Genomic DNA, 21,143 nt, shown 5'->3' on the forward strand with positions numbered 1-21,143 from the left:
AAAACCCGCCGCAGCGGGTTTTTTTGTATCAGGCCAGTCAGGCCTTCTTGGTTTTCTTCTCACTCTTTACGGCTTTAGCTTCACCCTCAGCAGCAACACTGTTATCTGCTTCTGAGAACTCACGTCCATAGAAGGTATCCAGCATGATTTGTTTCAGTTCGGCAATCAGCGGATAGCGTGGGTTAGCACCGGTACACTGGTCATCGAACGCATCATCCGCTAGCTTGTCGACTTTCGCCAGGAAGTCAGCTTCCTGCACGCCCGCTTCGCGGATAGAAGTTGGGATGCCCAGCTGAGTTTTCATCTCTTCCAGCCATGCCAGCAGTTTTTCAATTTTCTGCGCGGTACGGTCACCGGCTGCGCTCAGACCGAGATGGTCAGCAATCTCAGCATAGCGGCGGCGTGCCTGCGGACGGTCGTACTGGCTGAAGGCAGTCTGCTTGGTTGGATTGTCATTCGCGTTGTAGCGAATCACGTTACAAATCAGCAGGGCGTTGGCCAGACCGTGTGGAATGTGGAACTCAGAGCCCAGTTTATGCGCCATGGAGTGACACACGCCGAGGAAGGCGTTGGCGAAAGCGATACCGGCAATGGTCGCCGCATTGTGAACACGCTCACGCGCCACAGGATTTTTCGCGCCGTCGCGGTAGCTGGCAGGCAGATTCTCTTTCAACAGCTTCAGTGCCTGCAGCGCCTGACCATCGGAGTATTCGTTGGCCAGTACCGATACGTAGGCTTCCAGCGCATGGGTGACGGCATCCAGACCCCCAAAGGCGCACAGCGAACGCGGCATCTCCATTACCAGGTTGGCATCGACAATCGCCATATCCGGCGTCAGGGCATAGTCTGCCAGCGGATATTTCTGGCCGGTGGCATCGTCGGTTACTACCGCAAACGGCGTAACTTCTGAACCGGTACCGGAAGTGGTGGTAATGGCCACCATGCGCGCTTTGACACCCATTTTCGGGAACTTGTAGATACGTTTACGGATGTCCATAAAGCGCAGCGCCAGTTCTTCAAAATGGGTTTCCGGATGCTCGTACATCACCCACATAATCTTAGCCGCATCCATCGGTGAACCCCCGCCCAGGGCAATGATCACGTCAGGTTTGAAGCTGTTCATCTGCTCGGCACCTTTACGTACGATGCTCAGCGTTGGGTCTGCTTCTACTTCAAAGAACACTTCGGTTTCAATCCCGTGTGATTTGAGCACGCGGGTGACCTGGTCAGCATAACCGTTGTTGAACAGGAAGCGGTCGGTGACGATAAAGGCGCGTTTTGCACCGTCAGTCGCCACTTCTTCCAGCGCAATTGGCAGAGAACCGCGGCGGAAGTAGATAGACTTCGGAAGTTTATGCCACAACATATTTTCAGCTCGCTTGGCCACGGTTTTCTTGTTGATCAGGTGTTTTGGACCCACGTTTTCAGAGATAGAGTTACCACCCCATGAACCGCAGCCCAGCGTGAGTGAAGGGGCCAGCTTGAAGTTATACAGGTCACCGATCCCGCCCTGTGAAGCCGGGGTGTTGATCAGGATGCGCGCGGTTTTCATTTTGTCGCCGAAGAAGTTAACGCGCTCGCGCTGGTTATCCTGGTCGGTATAAAGACAGGAGGTGTGGCCGATACCGCCCATTGCCACCAGTTTTTCTGCTTTATCCACCGCATCGTAATAGTCTTTCGCGCGGTACATGGCCAGCGTTGGCGAGAGCTTCTCATGGGCGAACGGCTCAGACTCATCCACCAGTTTCACTTCACCAATCAGAATCTTGGTGCTCACCGGCACGCTAATCCCTGCCAGTTCAGCAATTTTGTAAGCCGGCTGACCGACAATCGCCGCGTTCAGCGCGCCATTTTTCAGGATGATATCCTGCACCGCTTTCAGCTCTTTGCCCTGCAGCAGGTAGCCACCGTGGCTGGCGAAGCGCTCACGCACGGCATCATAGACAGAATCCACGACAATCACTGACTGTTCAGACGCACAAATCACGCCGTTGTCGAAGGTTTTTGACATCAGGATTGAAGCAACCGCGCGTTTGATATCGGCCGTTTCGTCAATCACCACCGGGGTGTTACCCGCGCCCACACCAATCGCTGGTTTGCCGGAGCTGTAAGCCGCTTTCACCATGCCCGGACCACCGGTGGCGAGAATCAGGTTGATATCCGGGTGATGCATCAGCTGGTTAGAGAGCTCAACCGATGGCGCATCAATCCAGCCAATAATGTCTTTTGGCGCGCCGGCCGCGATAGCAGCCTGCAGTACGATATCTGCCGCTTTGTTGGTGGCATCTTTGGCACGTGGATGAGGAGAGAAGATAATACCGTTACGGGTTTTCAGGCTAATCAGGGCCTTGAAGATGGCGGTAGAGGTCGGGTTGGTGGTGGGCACGATGCCACAAATCAGGCCAATCGGCTCAGCGATGGTGATGGTGCCAAAGGTATCATCGGTGTCCAGCACGCCACAGGTTTTTTCGTCTTTGTAAGCGTTATAAATATATTCGGAAGCGAAGTGGTTTTTGATGACTTTATCTTCAACGATACCCATGCCGGATTCGGCAACGGCCATTTTGGCGAGAGGGATACGGGCATCGGCAGCGGCGAGGGCGGCTGCACGGAAAATGGTATCAACTTGTTCCTGACTAAAATTGGCGTATTCGCGCTGTGCCTTTTTAACACGTTCTACCAGTGCGTTAAGCTCGGCAACATTAGTAACGGCCATAATACTCTCCTAAGGAAGTTAAACTTTTTTAGTAAACAAGCCTGAATCCAGAAGTATAGTCTCGTTACGCTTATGGATGGGTTAGGATGGCGATGTCTGTGCCGTTGCTTACTAAAAAGGTTTTTCCGCCAGGATGACCTGTGTCACAGGGTTGAGTTCCGATGGGCTAAGATTACCCCTGATGGGGTAGGCGATTTATGATGCAGATCAATTTAACTATCAGCTGACACCTTTCAGCGCTCACTTTTGCAAGTAAAGTTAGCGTCGACGGCTACAGAAGCCGATCTGACCGGCTGCAGGCCGATAACATCGCGCTAACAGTAGCGGAATAAACTGGGATAGTGCTTTAAGTGCAGCATTTATTTCTGCGTTAGCCTCTGGTGTTTCGCCAGGCTTTTGCACTACATTAAGCGCGATTTTTTCGCCATCACCTGGAGCCCACCGTGACCCCTGCGCTACTCGATCTTTCTGGCTACATTAAATTTTTTGTGGGTTTGTTCGCGCTGGTTAACCCGGTCGGCATTATTCCGGTATTTATCAGCATGACCAGCTACCAGGCGGTGGCGGAGCGCAATAAAACCAACCTGACCGCGAACCTGGCGGTGGCGATTATCCTCTGGACCTCGCTGTTCCTTGGCGACGGTATCCTGCATCTGTTTGGTATCTCGATTGACTCTTTCCGCATCGCCGGCGGCATTCTGGTGGTCACCATCGCCATGTCGATGATCAGCGGCAAGCTGGGTGAAGACAAACAGAACAAGCAGGAGAAGTCAGAAACGGCGATTCGTGAAAGCATCGGCGTGGTGCCGCTGGCGCTGCCGCTGATGGCAGGGCCGGGCGCGATCAGTTCGACCATTGTCTGGAGCTCGCGTTATCACAGCTGGCCAAATCTGCTGGGCTTTACCCTGGCGATTGCGATATTTGCCTTCTGCTGCTGGTTATTGTTCCGGGCCGCACCGCTGATGGTGCGCGTATTGGGACAAACCGGTATCAACGTCATTACGCGTATCATGGGGCTGCTGCTCATGGCGCTGGGCATTGAATTTGTCGTGACCGGAATGAAAGCCCTGTTTCCAGGATTACTGAATTAACGGCGGTTATTTTTTATCGCTAAGCGCTTTATGAACCAGAATGGTGCAATTAAACGGAATATTGCACCATTATAGTGATTTTATTTGTCGCGCTTAATATCGGCTTAACCTCATCAGTTTTACTACTTATGCCATCCTGCACATAGCCTGAGCCGCAAAATACTGTGATAATTGTCACAGTACATCCCTCTGCTCTGCAAATAATCCGCAGTATCATTCTATAGCTTGCGCTATAAATCCGAATAAATATCCGGGCTTCAGCATTAAAAGCAGCAATATTCGTAAATATTATAAAGTTAGTTGATTAACGAATAATTAACGTGCAAATCAGGCTGTAAAATATTATTTATCAGTGGCTTAATCGATAATTCTGCTCAAGAATTAACACTTTTCCTGTGCGCGGCAACGTGATAAAAGAGAATCAGCTAACATTTTTGTGGTTTAGCTTTGGCGTGCGGGCAACGCTTCTGATAATTTTCGGCTCACCGCAAAATTTTTTATCTGCTAGCAACAAATGTGTACGCTTCTTGCTTACTGCTATCAGGTTTATGTTGAAGGTTGATATTGGTTGATGAAAAGCTTGGTAGCGAAAACGGCAGCGCGCACGTTTCTGGCGCTTTGCCTCTCCAGTGCGCTGGCGCAAAGTCAGGCCGCTGAGATCCCAGCCGGGACGTCATTAGCGGATACGCAACGCATCGTTATTAACAACGGCAGCGAAGTGTCCTCGCTTGATCCACAAAAAGTCGAGGGTGTGCCGGAATCCAATGTGATTCGCAATCTGCTGGAAGGACTGGTTGAGACCGACAACAACGGTCAACTGGTGCCCGGCGTGGCGCAGCAGTGGCAAAATCAGCAGGGCCGCATCTGGACGTTCACGCTGCGTAAAGACGCCCGCTGGAGCAATGGTGAGCCGGTCACCGCGCAGGATTTTGTCTACAGCTGGCAGCGTCTGGCCGATCCCTGCACCGCCTCGCCGTACGCCAGCTATTTGCAGGCTGCGCACATCAGCAACATTGATGCCATCCTCGCCGGTAAAGCTGCGCCTTCCCAGCTCGGCGTGAAAGCGCTGGACGATCATCATTTGCAGGTTACGCTCTCTGAACCGGTCCCGTATTTTGTTGATATGCTGGCTCATACTTCGATGAAACCGGTGTATCGTCCGGCGGTAGAGCAGTGGGGCGATGCCTGGACACAGCCGCAGCACTACGTGGGTAATGGTGCTTACACGCTGGCAGATTGGGTGGTGAACGAGCAGATCGTGGTGAAGCGTAATCCGCACTACTGGGACAATGCCCATACCACGCTGGACGAAGGCGTGTTTCTGGCGCTCACCTCTGAGAATAGCGATATAAACCGCTATCGCAGTGGCGGCACCGACATGACCAACAGCGTGGTGCCGCCCGATATGTTCAAAAAACTGCAGCAGGCGCTGGGAGATGAAGTAAAAGTCAGCCCGCTACTGTGCACCTTCTATTACGAAATCAATAACAAGAAAGCGCCGTTTGACGACGTCCGCGTACGCAGCGCGCTGAAGTTAACGCTCGACCGCGACATCATCGCGCAGAAAATTATGGGGCAGGGACAGATCCCGGCCTACGGCCTGACGCCGCCCTTTATTCACGGTATTTCCCTCAATACGCCAGCGTGGGCGCAGCAGACGCAGGCGCAACGTAACGCGGCAGCGAAGCAGCTGCTGGCGGAAGCTGGCTTCAATGCCCGGCATCCGCTGCGTTTTACTCTGCTGTATAACACCTCAGAACAGAACAAGCGTCAGGCGATTGCGGCTGCCTCAATGTGGCAAAAGAATCTCGGTGCGCAGGTGACGCTGCAAAATCAGGAGTGGAAAACGCTACTGGAGACCCGTCATCAGGCACAGTTTGACGTGGTGCGCGCCACCTGGTGTGCGGATTACAACGAGCCATCCAGCTTCCTCAATCTGCTGCTGAGTGGCTCCTCCATCAACACCGCGTTTTATCACAGCGCCGCATTTGATGCGCTGATGGCGCAAACGCTCAACACCGCTGATGACGCGCAGCGCGCGCAGCTCTATCAGCAGGCGGAACAACAGCTGGATCAGGATTCACCGATCATCCCGGTTTACTACCGCGTTAGCGTGCGGCTGGTGAAGCCGTGGGTGGGCGGTTTCAGCGGCAAAGATCCGCAGGATATGCTGGCGCTGAAATACTATTACATAAAGAAACATTGAGTAATGTGACGATCCGGCGCTACAGTCGGGCGTCACGTTGCCGTGGTAACCCTGCAGGGTGGTAGTGATCTTCGCGCAGACAGGCGGAGATCTCCCGGAAACGGGGTACGCCGGGCGGTCAGCCGACCCGGTGACGATAATAAAACTGGAGCGTAATAATGAACAACATCACGAAAAAAAGCCTGATCGCCGCAGGCGTACTGGCGGCCATCGGCGCGCTGGCAGGGAATGCTGCACTGGCGGCCAACGTACCGGCGGATACCGAATTGGCAGCGAAACAGGAACTGGTGCGCGGCAATGGCGATGAAGTGCAGTCGCTGGATCCGCACAAAATCGAAGGCGTGCCGGAAGATAATATCGCCCGTGACCTGTATGAAGGTCTGATCGTGAGCGACAGCAACGGCAAGCCGGTTCCGGGCGTCGCGGAAAGCTGGGAAAACAAAGACTACAAAGTCTGGACCTTCCATCTGCGTAAAAATGCCAAATGGTCAAACGGCGAGCCGGTCACCGCGCAGGACTTCGTCTACAGCTGGCAGCGTCTGGTCGATCCAAAAACCGCCTCGCCTTATGCGAGCTACCCGCAGTATGGCCACATCCTCAACGTGGATGACATCATCGCCGGTAAAAAACCGACCTCCGATCTTGGCGTGAAAGCACTGGATGACCACACGCTGGAAGTGACGCTGAGCGAGCCGGTACCGTACTTCGATAAGCTGCTGATCAACGCGGTGATGTCACCGGTGTATAAGCCCGCCATTGAGAAGTTTGGCGACCAGTGGACGCAGCCGCAGAACTGGGTCGGCAACGGTGCATTTAAACTGGAATCTCACGTGATCAACGAACGCGTGACGCTGGTGCGTAACCCGGAATACTGGGACAACGAACATACCGTACTGAATAAAGTCACCTTCCTGCCAATCAACTCCGAAGTCAGCGATGTGAACCGTTATTTCTCCGAGAACGGCAGCGACATCACTTACAACAACATGCCGATCGAGCTGTTTAAAAAACTGCAGCGTGATAACGGTAAAGAGCTGATGGTGAAACCGTATCTGTGCACCTACTACTATGAAATCAACAACCAGAAAGCACCGTTTACCGATGTTCGCGTGCGTACCGCGCTGAAGCTGGGTCTGGATCGCGACATCATGGTGAACAAAGTGCTGGCGCAGGGTCAACAGCCGGCCTACAGCTTCACACCGCCAGCCACTGACGGCATGGAACTGCTGCCGCCGGACTGGTACAAGTGGGATCAGAACAAGCGTAACGAAGAAGCGAAGAAACTGCTGGCCGAAGCCGGTTATACCGCCGACAAACCGCTGACCTTCAACCTGCTGTACAACACCTCCGATCTGCACAAAAAACTGGCGATTGCCGCTTCGTCTATCTGGAAAAAGAACATCGGCGTGAACATCAAGCTGGAAAACCAGGAGTGGAAAACCTTCCTGGATACCCGTCATCAGGGCAACTTCGATGTCTCCCGCGCAGCATGGTGTGCCGACTATAACGAACCGACTTCCTTCCTGAACATCATGCTGTCGGACAGCAGCAGTAACACCTCGCACTATAAGAGCGCGGACTTCGACAAAGTGATTCACGATGCGGTGAAAGCGGCGGATGACAAAGCGCGCGTGGCCGATTATCAGAAAGCAGAGCAGATCCTGGATAAAGACAGCACCATCGTGCCGGTTTACTACTACGTGAACGCGCGTCTGGTGAAACCGTACGTTGGCGGCTACACCGGCAACGATCCGCTGGATAAAACCCTGGATAAGAACCTGTACATCATTAAGCATTAATAGCACTCAGGCTATCGACAGTGGCGGTGCTGCGGCGCCGCCTTTTTGACTTTGTGAAGCAACAGCCTGGTAGGTACGGCAATGTTAAAATTCATCCTGCGTCGGCTCCTTGAAGCCATCCCGACGCTATTCATTCTGATCACCATCTCCTTCTTTATGATGCGACTGGCACCCGGCAGTCCGTTCACCGGCGAGCGTGCGCTGGCGCCGGAAGTCATGGCCAACATTGAGGCCAAATATCACCTCAACGACCCGATCGGCAAACAGTATCTCAGCTACCTGGTGCAGCTGGCACACGGCGATTTCGGGCCGTCGTTTAAATATAAAGACTACTCGGTTAACTACCTGGTCGGTCATGCGTTTCCGGTATCGGCCAAACTGGGGCTGGCAGCCTTCTTCCTTGCGGTGGTGCTGGGCGTCACGGCAGGGGTTATCGCCGCGCTGAAGCAAAACAGTTTGTGGGATTATGCGGTCATGGGGGTGGCGATGACCGGGGTGGTCATTCCCAGCTTCGTGGTGGCACCGTTGCTGGTACTGATCTTTGCCATCACCCTGCGCTGGCTGCCGGGCGGCGGCTGGAATGGCGGGCAGTGGAACTACATGCTGCTGCCGATGGTGGCGCTGTCACTGGCTTACATCGCCAGTATCGCCCGTATTACCCGCGGCTCGATGATTGAAGTGATGCACTCCAACTTCATCCGCACCGCGCGTGCGAAAGGTCTGCCGCTGCGCCGTACTGTGCTGCGCCACGCGCTGAAGCCGGCGCTGCTGCCGGTGCTCTCCTATATGGGGCCGGCGTTTGTTGGCATCATCACCGGTTCGATGGTAATCGAATCAATTTACGGTCTGCCGGGCATCGGTCAGCTGTTCGTCAACGGCGCGCTAAACCGTGACTACTCACTGGTGATGAGCCTGACCATTCTGGTCGGCGTGCTGACCATCCTGTTCAACGCGATCGTTGACGTGCTGTACGCCGTTATCGATCCGAAAATTCGTTACTGATGGTGGAGCTCGCTCATGATGTTAAGTAAGAAAAATAGCGAAGCTCTGGACGCGTTCAGCGAAAAGCTGGAAGTGGAAGGGCGCAGCCTGTGGCAGGACGCACGTCGCCGCTTTATTCATAACCGTGCGGCCCTCATCAGCCTGCTGGTGCTGCTGGTGATTGCGCTGTTCGTGGTGTTCGCCCCGATGCTGGCGCAGTTCAAATATGATGATACCGACTGGGCGATGATGTCTGCACCGCCGGACACCACCTCAGGGCACTGGTTTGGCACCGACTCCTCGGGACGTGACCTGCTGGTGCGCGTGGCGATTGGCGGCCGTATCTCACTAATGGTTGGCATCGCTTCAGCGCTGATCGCGGTGCTGGTGGGCACGCTGTACGGTTCGCTGGCCGGCTACCTTGGCGGCAAGATTGACTCGGTGATGATGCGTATCCTGGAAATCCTCAACTCGTTCCCGTTTATGTTCTTCGTCATCCTGCTGGTGACCTTCTTTGGCCGCAATATCCTGCTGATCTTTGTTGCCATTGGCATGGTGTCATGGCTGGATATGGCGCGTATCGTGCGCGGCCAGACGCTGGGACTGAAGCGCAAAGAGTTCATCGAAGCAGCGCAGGTCGGCGGCGTTTCAACCGGCAATATCGTGCTGCGTCACATCGTGCCGAACGTGCTGGGTGTGGTGGTGGTGTATGCCTCGCTGCTGGTGCCAAGCATGATCCTGTTTGAATCCTTCCTGAGTTTCCTTGGCCTCGGCACCCAGGAGCCACTGAGCAGCTGGGGCGCGCTGTTGAGCGACGGCGCCAACTCGATGGAAGTATCACCGTGGCTGCTGATGTTCCCGGCGGGCTTCCTGGTGGTGACGTTGTTCTGTTTCAACTTTATCGGCGATGGCCTGCGTGACGCCCTCGACCCGAAAGATCGTTAAGGAGTTTCCCGATGACCCATCATGATACTCAGCAGCCGCTGGCGGCTGCACCTGCGGGAAACGCTAACCTGCTGCTGGACGTTAAAGATCTGCGCGTCACCTTCAGTACTCACGACGGCGACGTGACCGCTGTGAACGACCTCAACTTTTCCCTGCGCGCCGGTGAAACGCTGGGCATTGTCGGTGAATCCGGCTCCGGAAAATCGCAAACCGCGTTTGCACTGATGGGACTGCTGGCGAAAAATGGTCGCATTGGCGGCTCGGCGCAGTTCAACGGCAGCGAAATCCTCAATCTGCCGGAAAGCAAACTGAACAAGCTGCGCGCGGAACAGATTGCGATGATTTTCCAGGACCCGATGACATCGCTCAATCCGTACATGCGCGTCGGCGAACAGCTGATGGAGGTGCTGAAACTGCACAAAGGCATGAGCAGCGCCCAGGCGTTTGAAGAGTCGGTGCGCATGCTGGATGCGGTGAAAATGCCGGAAGCGCGCAAGCGCATGAAGATGTTCCCGCACGAGTTTTCCGGTGGCATGCGTCAGCGCGTAATGATCGCCATGGCGCTGCTGTGCCGGCCAAAGCTGCTGATTGCCGATGAGCCAACCACCGCGCTGGATGTCACCGTGCAGGCGCAAATCATGACGCTGCTGAATGAGCTGAAGCGTGAATTCAACACCGCCATTATCATGATCACTCACGATCTCGGCGTTGTTGCCGGGATCTGTGACAAGGTGCTGGTGATGTATGCCGGGCGCACCATGGAATATGGCCGTGCGCGCGATGTGTTCTACCAGCCGGCCCATCCGTACTCGATCGGTTTGCTGAGCGCGGTGCCGCGTCTTGACGCGGAGGGAGAGTCGCTGACCACCATTCCCGGCAACCCGCCCAACCTGTTGCGTCTGCCGCAGGGCTGTCCGTTCCAGCCGCGCTGCGCATATGCCATGGATATTTGTGCCAAATCACCGCCGCTTGAACCGTTTGCCGAAGGGCGCCTGCGCGCCTGCTTCAAACCGGTGGAGGAGTTAGTATGAGCACCGTAACTGAAGAGAAAAAAGTGTTGCTGGAAATCGCCGATCTCAAGGTGCATTTCGATATCAAAGACGGCAAGCAGTGGTTCTGGCAGCCGCCGAAAACCCTGAAAGCGGTGGATGGTGTCAGCCTGCGCCTGTATGAAGGCGAAACCCTCGGCGTGGTCGGTGAATCCGGCTGCGGCAAATCCACGCTGGCGCGCGCCATTATCGGCCTGGTGAAAGCTACCGATGGGCGCGTGGCGTGGCTGGGGCGCGATCTGCTGGGCCAGAGCCAGGAAGAGTGGCGTCAGGCGCGCAGTGACATTCAGATGATCTTCCAGGACCCGCTGGCCTCGCTCAACCCGCGTATGACCATTGGTGACATCATTGCCGAACCGCTGCGCACCTACTATCCAAAGATGCCGCGTCAGGAAGTGAAGGATAAGGTTAAAACCATGATGATGAAGGTCGGTTTGTTGCCGAACCTCATCAACCGCTATCCGCACGAGTTCTCCGGTGGCCAGTGCCAGCGTATCGGTATCGCCCGTGCACTGATTCTTGAGCCGAAGCTGATTATCTGTGATGAGCCGGTGTCGGCGCTCGACGTATCGATTCAGGCGCAGGTGGTCAACCTGCTGCAGAAACTGCAGCGTGAAATGGGCCTGTCGCTGATTTTCATCGCGCATGACCTGGCGGTGGTGAAGCACATCTCTGATCGCGTACTGGTGATGTATCTCGGCCACGCGGTTGAGCTGGGGACCTATGATGCGGTATATAACGATCCGCAGCATCCGTATACCAAAGCGCTGATGTCGGCGGTGCCGATTCCTGATCCGGACCTGGAGAAGAACAAGCAGATTCAGCTGCTGGAAGGGGAACTGCCGTCGCCGATCAATCCGCCATCAGGCTGCGTATTCCGTACCCGCTGCCCGATTGCCGGCCCGGAGTGCGCCAAAACCCGACCGCTACTGGAAGGCAGTTTCCGCCATGCGGTGTCCTGTCTGAAGGTTGATCCGCTATAAGAGCGGTGCCATAAACAACAACGCCGGGCAGTGCCCGGCGTTTTTTATGCGCTGCGGCTTATTCACGCCACAGAATATGACACAGCTTATGGTCTTTCTCGCGGCACAGCAGGATGCGCGCGAACACATCGGTAATCGGTTCGCCGTCCGCTTCACCGAGGCCGATCACCACTTCTGAGAAGAAGTCAGGGTTGAGATCGAAATCCACATGTTCCTGCCAGTCTTCGGATGGATCAAACAGCTCGGCGCCGCCGCGCTCTTCAAATTGCAGATTGAACAGAATGATGTCTGCCGGATCGAGGTTATCGCCTGCCAGCTCAAGAAAAATATCGTAAGCCTGTTCCAGCGTTTCATCTTCAGTAAGGCGATTATTTAAATCCATGGTCATTCCTGCTTGCCCTGAGGCGGTAATATTTTCGCTCGTTTTACAGTAAAGGGCTAAAGAAGTAAAACAGTCGTTCGACGATGCGCTGCCACCAGGCACGTTTTGCCCAGCGCGCGCCGTCCAGCAGACGTGAACGGGCGATATAATCATCCTGGACGGTGGCGAGATCGCTACCAAAGCCATCATCATCCACCACCAGCGTGATCTCGAAGTTGAGCCACAGGCTGCGCATATCCAGGTTCACCGTGCCCACCAGGCTGAGCTGACCGTCTACCAGCACGCTCTTGGTGTGCAACAGGCCATCTTCAAACTGATAGATTTTCACCCCGGCTTCCAGCAGTTCAGTGAAGAAGGCGCGGCTGGCCCAGCCGACCAGCAGCGAGTCATTGTGGCGCGGTACCACAATGCTCACCTCAACGCCACGCAGCGCGGCGGTACAGATGGCGTGCAGTAAGTCGTCGCTCGGCACGAAGTAGGGCGTGGTCATGATCAGCTGCTCGCGCGCCGAATACACCGCCGTCAGCAGCGCCTGATGAATCATGTCCTCCGGGAAGCCCGGACCTGAGGCGATCACCTGAATGGTGTGACCGCTCTCCTGCTCAAACGGCATCACATTGCCGTCCGGCGCCGGCGGCAGAATGCGTTTGCCGGTTTCGATTTCCCAGTCGCAGGCGTAGACGATGCCCATGGTGGTGGCCACCGGGCCCTCCATGCGCGCCATCAGATCAATCCACTGACCCACGCCAGCCTCCTGTTTAAAGAAGCGCGGATCCACCAGATTCATGCTGCCGGTATAAGCAATATAGTTATCGATCAGCACCACTTTGCGGTGCTGACGCAAATCCATGCGGCGCAGGAATACACGCCACAGGCTAACCTGCAATGCCTCGACCACATCAATACCGGCGTTGCGCATCATGCCCACCCACGGACTGCGGAAGAACGCCACGCTGCCGGCGGAGTCCAGCATCAGGCGGCAGTGCACGCCGCGCCGTGAGGCAGCCATCAGCGATTCCGCTACATCATCAGCCAGACCACCCGGCTGCCAGATGTAAAACACCATCTCAATATTATGGCGCGCCAGCTGGATATCGCGGATCAGCGCCTGCATCACGTCATCGGCGCTGGTCAGCAGCTGCAGCTGATTGCCTTTAACGCCGGCAATACCCTGACGATGACGGCACAGCTCGAACAGGGAACGCGCCACGTCGCTGTGTTCAGTCGCGAAAATGTGACGACACTGTTTCAGGTCGTTGAGCCATTTGGCGGTCGAGGGCCACATGGTGCGGGCGCGTTCTGCGCGACGTTTACCTAAATGCAGTTCGCCAAACGACAGATAGGCGATAATACCCACCAGCGGCAGAATGTAGATGATCAGCAGCCAGGCCATCGCTGAGGTCACCGCACGCCGCTTCATCAGGATGCGCAGCGTAACCCCGGCAATCAGCAGCCAGTAGCCAAACAGCAGCAACCAACTGATAAGGGTATAAAATGTGGTCATAAAGTGGACGTCCCGTTCGCGCTTTGATGGGCAAAGTTTACGTGTTGATCTGCGCCAGCGAAACCTTTAATCGTTGATGACGTTTCGATGAAGGTTTCGATTTGGCATTTTTAGCCAGATCACTATAATTCGTCGCGGGTTTAGCCAGTCAGAGAGGATGTGATGAGACGCAGCAGAAATGAAGTGGCCCGCTGGAGAATGTTACGCCAGGCGCATCGCCGTCGTGCCCGCTGGCTGGAAGGGCAGTCACGTCGTTATAAGCGCATCCATGCGATTCGTCATCAGATAGCGCAGCAGCAGCGCCGCTCCATCCTGTTTATCACGCAGAATACCTGAGCAATTAGCGCGGTCGTCAGTGGCCGCGTAATACCAGTGAAACATTTACTATCTGCAGGGCCGCCGCCAGTACCACCAGCATGACGATGTGCTGGCGCGCCTGACGCCAGCCCTGACGGCGCCACAGCCACAGCGCACGACCAATCAGCAGCAGCACCAGCACTAACAACAGAAGGGGCTGCCACTGCATCAGAACACCCGTTTAAACGGTTTAACCGTGACTTTATCGTACACGCCCGCGGCGATATACGGATCGTCATTGGCCCACGACTGGGCCGTTTCCAGCGATGAGAACTCGGCAACAATCACAGAACCGGTGAAACCAGCCGGGCCCGGCTCATTACTGTCGACGGCAGGCAGAGGACCGGCGACAATCAGACGCCCCTCATCCTGCAGCAATTGCAGACGCGCCAGGTGTGCCGGGCGCACAGAGTTACGTTTTTCCAGTGAATCTGCGGTATCTTCCGCATAAATGACGTAAAGCACGATGGGATACTCCCGTTAGACTTGCCGAATTTGCGAGACACGTTAAGTGATCGCTAAACAGAGTGCAAACGAAAGATAATGGGCGTGCGCTGCAACGCAGGCAGGGTTAAAAAGCGCCTTTCTTTTAGCCTTCAGTAGTGTGCTTATTGAAACTGATTGCTATTTGCATTTAAAATCAGCGCTTCACTCAATGAACATGACTGATATGACGACGTTGACTACGCCTTTTCCAACCCGAACGCCTGTGTCCGTGATTTTATCCGTGCTCCTTCACGGTTCGGTAATCGCCGGCATTCTTTATGCTTCATTTCATCAGACCATTGAGGTTCCTAAAGCGTCTCAGCCTATCAGCATTAGTATGGTAGCCCCCGAAGTGCAGCCTGAACCGGCACCGGCAGCAGTAACCCCGCCGCCGCCGCCCGAGCCGGAACCCGAGCCGGAAGTCGCGCCAGAGCCACCAAAAGCCGAGCCGGTGCCGATCCCTAAGCCGGAACCGAAACCTAAACCGAAGCCAAAACCGAAACCGAAGCCAAAGGTGGAGAAAAAGGCAGAGCCGAAGCCGCGCCAGCAGGTGAAGCCGCAGGAGAATCCGTTTAAACAGGACGCGCCTGCCGCGCAAACGCGCCCCTCGACGGCACCGAAGAGTAACCCGGCCCCGACGCAGACGGTGTCGGATGGACCGAAAGCGATGAGCGTCAGCAAGCCGGCGTATCCGGCGCGTGCGTTCGCGCTGCGCGTTGAAGGGCGGGTGCGGGTGAAGTTTGACGTGGACAGCGATGGGCGCGTCGATAACGTCGAGATTTTGTCTGCCGAGCCGCGCAACATGTTTGAGCGCGAAGTGAAGCAGGCGATGAAGAAATGGCGCTATCAGCCAGGGCGGCCGGGCAAAGGGCTGACGATGAACATCGTGTTCCGCATTAACGGCGGCGCGAACATCGAGTAAAGCCAGACAGGCAAAGAAAAAGCGGCCATTCCGGGCCGCTTTTTTATACGCTTAATTGCTCAGATTGGCCTGGCCTTCCGGCAGCGGGCGGGATTTCCCGCTGTTATCGACCGCCACGTAAACAAACACCGCTTCGGTGGCGCAGTAAGTCTGGCCGATCGGTTCGGACGACACTTTTTTAATCCACACTTCCACGTTGATGGTCATCGAGCTATTGCCGGTGCGGATGCAGCGCGCGTAGCAGCTCACCACATCGCCGACGGCGACGGGCTTGAGGAAGGTCATACCATCCACGCGCACCGTTACCACGCGACCTTTGGCAATTTCTTTAGCCAGTATCGCGCCGCCCATATCCATCTGCGACATCAGCCAGCCGCCGAAGATATCACCGTTGGCATTGGTATCTGCCGGCATCGCCAGGGTGCGCGAGACCATCTCGCCTTGCGGCAACTTATGTTTTTCGTCCATTGCTCAGTTCTTCTGCAGGTGAAGACAAGCCCGGCGGAGACCAGGCTGCATCGATTATTTTTGTTCTTGTTGCGGCATCTGTCGCCAGATATACAGGCCGCTTAACAGCGTAAACAGCAGGGTCAGGCCGGTAAGACCGAACACCTTAAAGTTAACCCAAAACGCCTGGGATAACCAAAACGCAACATAAATATTCGCCAGTCCGCAGGCCAGGAAGAACAGGGCCCAGGCGATATTCAGCCGACGCCATACCGCACCCGGCAGCTGCAGCTCTTTGCCAAGCATGGTCTGGATCAGCGGTTGCTGCATAAACCACTGGCTGTACAGCAGCGCCAGCGCGAACAGCGAGTAAATCACCGTGACTTTCCACTTGATGAACTCATCGTTGTGGAACACATAGGTCAGGGTGCCGAACACCGCAACCAGCACAAAGGTGAAAATGGTCATCTTTTCCAGCTTGCGGTACAGCACCCAGCTGACCACCAGCGCGATACCGGTCGCCACTACCAGCGCGCCGGAGGCGACGAAAATGTCGTACAGCTTGTAGAAAATAAAGAAAACTACCAGGGGAAGAAAATCGAGTAACTGCTTCATAGCGTTTCCAGTCAGGGGCAGGAGCGTTGAGTTACGGCGCCGCCGCGGGCGCCGTAACGCTTAACGTAACAGCATATACAGCCGGTACAAATAGATAATCAGAATGGCTGATACCAGGTTGCCCAGCGCGTTGAGCACCACCGAAGCGATATTGGCAGGCAGCACGGTCAGCGAGGAGAAGAAGAACATCAGCGCAATTTTCGCCAGCAGCCACAGAATAATCGCCGGGGCGATCACCTTAATGTTCTTCCATGCCAGACGCATACTGGCGCGCATCGCACTGAAAATGCCCATTTTTTCACTTGCCAGCATCACCGGCGCCAGCGACAGCAGAATCGCCAGAATCACACCCGGCACCATCAGTACCATAAAGCCCAGCTGAACCAGCAGGGTGATCAGGAAGGTCTGCACCAGCAGTTTCGGCAGCAGCGGTGCAGAGGCGCCAATCGCGCGCAGCGCGCTGACGCGCTGTCCACTGGATACCATCGGCAGCAGGCACAGCATGCCGCCCAGCAGCAGCGTGTTGCCAATCAGGGCAGCAAAAGTGCCGGCGGCAGAGGCGCGCAGCAGAATGCGTTGCTGATCCGGTGACATGTTCTGGACGATTTCAAACAGCGATGAGGCGCTGCTGTCGGTCTGGCTGAGCAGGGATAACTGATCCTCGCCCGGCGTCAGGGCGTGGCCAACAATCACGGTAATAAACGAGGTCAGCAAAGCCATCAGCACGATGGTGACCAGCTGATGGCGCAGAAAATTTCCTGTGTCACGGTATAACGAGCTTGCCGTGATAGACATGTACACTCCTTGAAGGAACCGGGTTAATTAACCCGGCGATTGTACATGTTCTGCAGGCAGGCTGGCACCCGGAATCCCATAACTTTCTGTCATCTCAGGTAAAGAAGGGTGAAAAAGCGCGGGTAAACCATAGCGCGCCCGCGCGCGATCGCAGGCGTCATTCGGCACGCCATTTTCGCCGGACATGGCGAACTCCCGGCACGGTGACGGCCGCTGCGCATAAATCCCACAGGAAACACAGCCGCCAATTTCACCCTGCAGCGCCACGCAGCGCGGGGCACGATCGTTGGTGCCGCGCATGTTGCGCATCATCAGGCTCAGGGGTTCTGTCAGTTCAACCGGCACCGCGCCACCGCCGTCGTCGGCTTCGGCCCAGTAAAAAGAAACGCGAAAATGGGCGCAGCAGGCGCCACAGGTCATACAGGGGTTAAGTAAATCGCTCATCTGATCGCCCGCCACTCCTGAGGCTTCGAACCAAAATCACAAAAGGGGAATAGCAACATAATCACGCCGTGTCATGGCGGCAACAGGATTTTTATGTCCGCTTGTAAAGGCAAAATTGATCTGAATCAATTCATTGTTTTATAAGTGATTAATTTGAATTGATGCTGATGATCTTTTCGCAAAAAAGGGGTAAATCTTGTGCCGCGATTAACCTCAATACCCTGTTTTCCGGCAAAGGAGTGATTATGAAACTGGCTAAATGCGCGCTGCTGCTGGCGCTGGCGATCCCGCAACTGGCACTGGCTCACCAGGCCGGTGATTTTTTTGTGCGCGCCGGTAGCGCGACCGTTCGTCCGACCGAAGGCTCTGATAATGTGCTGGGTATGGGCGGCTTCAGCGTCAGTAATGATACCCAGCTGGGTCTGACGTTTACCTGGATGGCGACCGACAATATCGGCGTTGAGCTGCTGGCGGCCACGCCGTTCCGCCACAAAGTGGGACTTGGCCCGACCGGCAACCTCGCTACCGTGCGTCAGCTGCCGCCCACCCTGATGGCGCAGTACTACTTTTTCGACAGCCAAAGCGCGCTGCGCCCTTACGTTGGCGTCGGGATCAACTACACCACCTTCTACGATGCGAAGTTCAACCAGACCGGGCAGGATGCGCAGCTGAGCGATTTGAGCGTGAAAGATTCATGGGGCGTGGCGGGTCAGGTCGGGCTGGATTATCAGATCAACCGCGACTGGATGCTCAACGCGTCATTGTGGTACATGGACATCGATACCGAGGTGAAATTCAAAGCGGCGGGCGAACAGCAGAATATCAATACCCGCATCGATCCGTGGGTGTTCTTCTTTGGCGCGGGCTACCGTTTCTGATTTTTACACCAGAAAGAAAAAGGGCGACCCGCAGGTCGCCCGTTTAGTTACTTAATCTGCATATTGTTGACGACGGATTTTACCCCCGCCACGTTACGCGTTACCGCAACCGCACGGTTGGCCATCTGCGGCGAGCTGACAAAGCCGCTCAGCTGTACTTTCCCTTTGAAGGTCTCAACGTTAATTTCTGTCGATTTCAGCGCCTCGTCATTCAGCAGCTGAGCCTTCACTTTGGTGGTAATGACCGTGTCATCGATGTAACCGCCGGTCCCTTCCTTTGTTGCTGTTGGTGCACAGGCACTTAAGGTGAGCGCCATCACTGCAGCCACTAAAAAACCCGCAACGACTTTGAACAATTTCATTGGTTATCTCCCTGTCATAGATGGTGGTGCACCGTAACGTGACGGCACGCTTAAGTGTGGGCCGTGCCTCGCATTTCGGCAACTCAGGCGCGATGAAAAAGTTTGTCGCAGGGGAGAAAAAAGGGGGCAGGAAGTAAGAAGGGCCCTGCAGCTTGTGCAGGGCCGTGCCAACTCAGCGGGTAGCCGCTTTGAGATCGCTGACGAACGTTTGCAGTTCGCTAAGCAGCGCCGTTGGGTCGTTCTGATTACGCTCGATGATTTTTACGATGGCCGAGCCGGAGATGGCTCCGGCGGCTCCGGCGGCAACGGCCTCTTTCACCTGACCCGGCTCAGAGATGCCGAAGCCCTGCAGCGGCGGCGCAGCATGATATTCGCGCAGCTTCTCGATCAGATGATGCAGCGGCAGGCTGGCGCGATTTTCCGCACCGGTAACGCCGGCGCGTGACAGCAGATAGGTGTAGCCACGGCCGTGCGAGGCGATTTCGCGCAGCAGATCGTCATCCGCGTTGGGCGGACAGATAAAGATCGGCGCAATGTTGTGACGCATCGCCGCCTGGCGGAATGGGGCCGACTCCTCCACCGGCACGTCTGCCACCAGCACCGAGTCAACGCCCACCGCAGCGCACTGCGCGTAGAAGTTGTCGATACCTCTGCTGAACACCAGGTTGGCGTACATCAGCAGGCCAATCGGCAGATCGGGGTATTTCTGGCGCACGGTGGCGAGCATTTCAAAACACTGCGCTACGGTGGTGCCGGCGGCAAAGGCGCGCAGCGTAGCGCCCTGAATGGTTGGTCCATCGGCCAGCGGATCGGAGAACGGAATGCCCAGCTCCAGCGCATCCGCACCGCCCGCGACCAGCGCATCAATAATTTTGAGCGACAGCGCCGGCGACGGATCGCCAAGGGTGACGAAGGGCACAAACGCGCCTTCCTGTTTCGCGGACAGACGTTGAAACAGCTGATTATAACGCTCCATCAGATCTCTCCCTTAGCTTTCAGAATATCGTGAACGGTAAAGATGTCTTTGTCGCCGCGGCCGGAAAGGTTCACCACCAGCAGCTGCTCTTTGTCCGGGTTTTCGCGGATCATCTTCAGCGCATACGCCAGCGCGTGCGATGACTCCAGTGCCGGAATGATGCCTTCGGCACGACACAGCGTTTTAAAGGCATCCAGCGCTTCATCATCCGTGATTGACACGTAGTCAGCGCGGCCGGTGCTGTTCAGGTGCGCATGCTGCGGACCGACCGACGGGAAATCGAGACCGGCAGAGATGGAGTAGGACTCTTCGATCTGTCCCTCTTCGGTCTGCATCATCGGCGCCTTCATGCCGAAATAGATGCCGACGCGACCGTGCTTGAGCGGCGCACCGTGCTCACCGGTGTCAATACCATGACCCGCAGGCTCCACGCCGATCAGGCGCACGCTGCTCTCTTCGATGAAGTCCGCAAACATGCCGATGGCGTTAGAACCGCCGCCGACGCACGCCAGTACCGCATCCGGCAGGCGACCCTCTTTTTCCAGAATCTGCGCTTTGGTCTCTTCGCCAATCATGCGCTGGAATTCACGCACAATGGTCGGGAACGGATGCGGGCCTGCGGCAGTGCCAAGCATGTAGTGCGCGGTTTCGTAGCTGCCGGACCAGTCGCGCAGCGCCTCGTTACAGGCATCTTTCAGCGTGGCCGAGCCGCTGTGTACCGGAATCACCTCCGCGCCCATCAGCCGCATACGGAACACGTTGGGTGACTGACGTTCAACGTCTTTTGCGCCCATGTAAATACGGCATTTCATGCCGAGCAGGGCACACGCCAGTGCCGACGCCACGCCGTGCTGACCGGCGCCGGTTTCCGCGATGATCTCGTTTTTGCCCATGCGTTTTGCCAGCAGCGCCTGGCCCAGCACCTGGTTAGTTTTGTGTGCGCCGCCGTGCAGCAGGTCTTCGCGCTTCAGGTACAGGCGGGTTTTGCTGCCTTTGGTCAGGTTGCTGCACAGCGTCAGGGCCGTCGGGCGACCGGCGTAATTTTTCAGCAGGTCAGTAAATTCTGCCTGAAACGCCGGATCGCGCTGTGCTTCAACAAAGGCCGTTTCCAGCTGACGCAGTGCTGGCATCAAAATCTGCGGCACATACTGGCCGCCGAATTCGCCAAAGTAGGGATTAAGTAATGTCGTCATCGTGTCCTCTTC

22 protein-coding genes are annotated in these 21,143 nt (G+C 55.9%); 10 read left to right on the plus strand and 12 right to left on the minus strand.

Translation table 11 applies throughout. From position 1 onward, the window contains the following. Positions 1-37: 37 nt before the first annotated feature. Positions 38-2,716, minus strand: a complete 2,679-nt coding sequence (adhE, locus tag H7K56_RS00665; RefSeq protein WP_058771261.1) for a bifunctional acetaldehyde-CoA/alcohol dehydrogenase — start codon at positions 2,714-2,716, stop codon at positions 38-40. 443 nt (positions 2,717-3,159) lie between these two features. Here adhE and H7K56_RS00670 point away from each other — a divergent pair, with 443 nt between their 5' ends. From H7K56_RS00670 to oppF, 7 genes are all read left to right on the plus strand, one after another. Next, positions 3,160-3,807 (plus strand): YchE family NAAT transporter, encoded by a 648-nt coding sequence (locus H7K56_RS00670; RefSeq protein ID WP_031280216.1) that lies wholly within the window; start codon positions 3,160-3,162, stop codon positions 3,805-3,807. A 571-nt stretch (positions 3,808-4,378) separates the two neighbouring features. Continuing rightward, positions 4,379-6,013, plus strand: a complete 1,635-nt coding sequence (locus tag H7K56_RS00675; protein ID WP_150360551.1) for an ABC transporter substrate-binding protein — start codon at positions 4,379-4,381, stop codon at positions 6,011-6,013. Between the two features lie 158 nt (positions 6,014-6,171). Next, positions 6,172-7,812, plus strand: a complete 1,641-nt coding sequence (gene oppA, locus H7K56_RS00680; RefSeq protein ID WP_150360550.1) for an oligopeptide ABC transporter substrate-binding protein OppA — start codon at positions 6,172-6,174, stop codon at positions 7,810-7,812. 81 nt (positions 7,813-7,893) lie between these two features. Further along, on the plus strand, positions 7,894-8,814 hold the full coding sequence (oppB, locus tag H7K56_RS00685; protein ID WP_150360549.1) for an oligopeptide ABC transporter permease OppB: 921 nt from the start codon (positions 7,894-7,896) through the stop codon (positions 8,812-8,814). Between the two features lie 15 nt (positions 8,815-8,829). Continuing rightward, on the plus strand, positions 8,830-9,738 hold the full coding sequence (oppC, locus tag H7K56_RS00690; RefSeq protein ID WP_021510086.1) for an oligopeptide ABC transporter permease OppC: 909 nt from the start codon (positions 8,830-8,832) through the stop codon (positions 9,736-9,738). A gap of 11 nt (positions 9,739-9,749) precedes the next feature. After that, positions 9,750-10,769, plus strand: a complete 1,020-nt coding sequence (locus H7K56_RS00695; protein WP_021510087.1) for an ABC transporter ATP-binding protein — start codon at positions 9,750-9,752, stop codon at positions 10,767-10,769. After that, complete coding sequence (oppF, locus tag H7K56_RS00700; RefSeq protein ID WP_058785617.1) at positions 10,766-11,770, plus strand: murein tripeptide/oligopeptide ABC transporter ATP binding protein OppF; 1,005 nt, start codon at positions 10,766-10,768, stop codon at positions 11,768-11,770. The genes H7K56_RS00695 and oppF overlap by 4 nt, the downstream gene beginning before the upstream one ends. A gap of 58 nt (positions 11,771-11,828) precedes the next feature. On the opposite strand, the gene H7K56_RS00705 is transcribed toward oppF, so the two are convergent. Both H7K56_RS00705 and cls read right to left on the minus strand, forming a co-directional pair. Then, on the minus strand, positions 11,829-12,158 hold the full coding sequence (locus H7K56_RS00705; RefSeq protein WP_013509338.1) for an HI1450 family dsDNA-mimic protein: 330 nt from the start codon (positions 12,156-12,158) through the stop codon (positions 11,829-11,831). Between the two features lie 37 nt (positions 12,159-12,195). Next, positions 12,196-13,656, minus strand: coding sequence for a cardiolipin synthase (gene cls, locus H7K56_RS00710; protein ID WP_125308554.1), 1,461 nt, complete (start codon positions 13,654-13,656; stop codon positions 12,196-12,198). A gap of 162 nt (positions 13,657-13,818) precedes the next feature. On the opposite strand from cls, the gene H7K56_RS00715 reads away from it, so the two are divergent. Continuing rightward, positions 13,819-13,992 carry a YciY family protein gene (locus H7K56_RS00715; protein ID WP_150360548.1) on the plus strand — a complete coding sequence of 58 codons (174 nt, stop codon included), beginning with the start codon at positions 13,819-13,821 and terminating at the stop codon, positions 13,990-13,992. 16 nt (positions 13,993-14,008) lie between these two features. Here the strand turns inward: H7K56_RS00715 and H7K56_RS00720 are convergent, their stop codons facing one another. Both H7K56_RS00720 and H7K56_RS00725 read right to left on the minus strand, forming a co-directional pair. After that, entirely contained in the window at positions 14,009-14,182 is a 174-nt protein-coding gene (locus H7K56_RS00720; protein ID WP_021510092.1) for a hypothetical protein, read from the minus strand. Next, positions 14,182-14,478 carry a YciI family protein gene (locus H7K56_RS00725; RefSeq protein WP_010617723.1) on the minus strand — a complete coding sequence of 99 codons (297 nt, stop codon included), beginning with the start codon at positions 14,476-14,478 and terminating at the stop codon, positions 14,182-14,184. Before H7K56_RS00725 ends, H7K56_RS00720 begins: the two co-directional genes overlap by 1 nt. A 205-nt stretch (positions 14,479-14,683) precedes the next feature. On the opposite strand from H7K56_RS00725, the gene tonB reads away from it, so the two are divergent. After that, positions 14,684-15,421 carry a TonB system transport protein TonB gene (gene tonB, locus H7K56_RS00730; protein WP_182688951.1) on the plus strand — a complete coding sequence of 246 codons (738 nt, stop codon included), beginning with the start codon at positions 14,684-14,686 and terminating at the stop codon, positions 15,419-15,421. A 51-nt stretch (positions 15,422-15,472) separates the two neighbouring features. Here the strand turns inward: tonB and yciA are convergent, their stop codons facing one another. The 4 genes from yciA to H7K56_RS00750 are packed head-to-tail and all read right to left on the minus strand — an operon-like array spanning position 15,473 to position 17,722. Continuing rightward, positions 15,473-15,889 (minus strand): acyl-CoA thioester hydrolase YciA, encoded by a 417-nt coding sequence (yciA, locus tag H7K56_RS00735; protein ID WP_058758638.1) that lies wholly within the window; start codon positions 15,887-15,889, stop codon positions 15,473-15,475. A 54-nt stretch (positions 15,890-15,943) separates the two neighbouring features. After that, a complete protein-coding gene (locus H7K56_RS00740) occupies positions 15,944-16,483 on the minus strand; it encodes a septation protein A (protein ID WP_058758637.1) in 540 nt (179 codons plus the stop codon). 60 nt (positions 16,484-16,543) lie between these two features. After that, the gene (locus H7K56_RS00745; RefSeq protein ID WP_104092993.1) at positions 16,544-17,278 is read right to left on the minus strand and encodes a YciC family protein; all 735 of its coding nucleotides are present in this window, start codon (positions 17,276-17,278) and stop codon (positions 16,544-16,546) included. Positions 17,279-17,305: 27 nt separating this feature from the next. Continuing rightward, positions 17,306-17,722 carry a YkgJ family cysteine cluster protein gene (locus tag H7K56_RS00750; protein ID WP_021510097.1) on the minus strand — a complete coding sequence of 139 codons (417 nt, stop codon included), beginning with the start codon at positions 17,720-17,722 and terminating at the stop codon, positions 17,306-17,308. Between the two features lie 245 nt (positions 17,723-17,967). Between H7K56_RS00750 and ompW the strand changes: the two genes are divergently transcribed. Continuing rightward, positions 17,968-18,600, plus strand: coding sequence for an outer membrane protein OmpW (gene ompW / locus H7K56_RS00755; RefSeq protein ID WP_058771265.1), 633 nt, complete (start codon positions 17,968-17,970; stop codon positions 18,598-18,600). Between the two features lie 47 nt (positions 18,601-18,647). Here the strand turns inward: ompW and H7K56_RS00760 are convergent, their stop codons facing one another. The 3 genes from H7K56_RS00760 to trpB all read right to left on the minus strand — a co-directional run bounded on the left by H7K56_RS00760 (position 18,648) and on the right by trpB (position 21,131). Then, entirely contained in the window at positions 18,648-18,962 is a 315-nt protein-coding gene (locus H7K56_RS00760) for a BON domain-containing protein (protein WP_021510099.1), read from the minus strand. Between the two features lie 172 nt (positions 18,963-19,134). Then, entirely contained in the window at positions 19,135-19,938 is an 804-nt protein-coding gene (gene trpA, locus H7K56_RS00765; protein ID WP_058771266.1) for a tryptophan synthase subunit alpha, read from the minus strand. Further along, positions 19,938-21,131: a tryptophan synthase subunit beta gene (trpB, locus tag H7K56_RS00770; protein ID WP_021510101.1), complete on the minus strand. Its 1,194-nt coding sequence runs from the start codon at positions 21,129-21,131 to the stop codon at positions 19,938-19,940. Before trpB ends, trpA begins: the two co-directional genes overlap by 1 nt. Between the last annotated feature and the right edge of the window lie 12 nt (positions 21,132-21,143).

The organism is Pantoea dispersa, from assembly GCF_014155765.1.
Lineage (GTDB): Bacteria > Pseudomonadota > Gammaproteobacteria > Enterobacterales > Enterobacteriaceae > Pantoea > Pantoea dispersa.

Bases quoted from the DNA above. Each gene is read 5' to 3' on its own strand.
- oppA (WP_150360550.1), top strand. From the start codon at position 6,172: ATGAACAACATCACGAAAAAAAGCCTGATCGCCGCAGGCGTACTGGCG.
- H7K56_RS00740 (WP_058758637.1), bottom strand. From the start codon at position 16,483: ATGAAGCAGTTACTCGATTTTCTTCCCCTGGTAGTTTTCTTTATTTTC.
- trpA (WP_058771266.1), bottom strand. From the start codon at position 19,938: ATGGAGCGTTATAATCAGCTGTTTCAACGTCTGTCCGCGAAACAGGAA.
- oppF (WP_058785617.1), top strand. From the start codon at position 10,766: ATGAGCACCGTAACTGAAGAGAAAAAAGTGTTGCTGGAAATCGCCGAT.
- cls (WP_125308554.1), bottom strand. From the start codon at position 13,656: ATGACCACATTTTATACCCTTATCAGTTGGTTGCTGCTGTTTGGCTAC.
- H7K56_RS00705 (WP_013509338.1), bottom strand. From the start codon at position 12,158: ATGACCATGGATTTAAATAATCGCCTTACTGAAGATGAAACGCTGGAA.
- H7K56_RS00675 (WP_150360551.1), top strand. From the start codon at position 4,379: ATGAAAAGCTTGGTAGCGAAAACGGCAGCGCGCACGTTTCTGGCGCTT.
- trpB (WP_021510101.1), bottom strand. From the start codon at position 21,131: ATGACGACATTACTTAATCCCTACTTTGGCGAATTCGGCGGCCAGTAT.
- yciA (WP_058758638.1), bottom strand. From the start codon at position 15,889: ATGGACGAAAAACATAAGTTGCCGCAAGGCGAGATGGTCTCGCGCACC.
- H7K56_RS00745 (WP_104092993.1), bottom strand. From the start codon at position 17,278: ATGTCTATCACGGCAAGCTCGTTATACCGTGACACAGGAAATTTTCTG.
- H7K56_RS00720 (WP_021510092.1), bottom strand. From the start codon at position 14,182: ATGCAGTGGCAGCCCCTTCTGTTGTTAGTGCTGGTGCTGCTGCTGATT.
- H7K56_RS00695 (WP_021510087.1), top strand. From the start codon at position 9,750: ATGACCCATCATGATACTCAGCAGCCGCTGGCGGCTGCACCTGCGGGA.
- H7K56_RS00750 (WP_021510097.1), bottom strand. From the start codon at position 17,722: ATGAGCGATTTACTTAACCCCTGTATGACCTGTGGCGCCTGCTGCGCC.
- H7K56_RS00715 (WP_150360548.1), top strand. From the start codon at position 13,819: ATGAGACGCAGCAGAAATGAAGTGGCCCGCTGGAGAATGTTACGCCAG.
- H7K56_RS00760 (WP_021510099.1), bottom strand. From the start codon at position 18,962: ATGAAATTGTTCAAAGTCGTTGCGGGTTTTTTAGTGGCTGCAGTGATG.
- adhE (WP_058771261.1), bottom strand. From the start codon at position 2,716: ATGGCCGTTACTAATGTTGCCGAGCTTAACGCACTGGTAGAACGTGTT.
- tonB (WP_182688951.1), top strand. From the start codon at position 14,684: ATGACGACGTTGACTACGCCTTTTCCAACCCGAACGCCTGTGTCCGTG.
- ompW (WP_058771265.1), top strand. From the start codon at position 17,968: ATGAAACTGGCTAAATGCGCGCTGCTGCTGGCGCTGGCGATCCCGCAA.
- oppB (WP_150360549.1), top strand. From the start codon at position 7,894: ATGTTAAAATTCATCCTGCGTCGGCTCCTTGAAGCCATCCCGACGCTA.
- oppC (WP_021510086.1), top strand. From the start codon at position 8,830: ATGATGTTAAGTAAGAAAAATAGCGAAGCTCTGGACGCGTTCAGCGAA.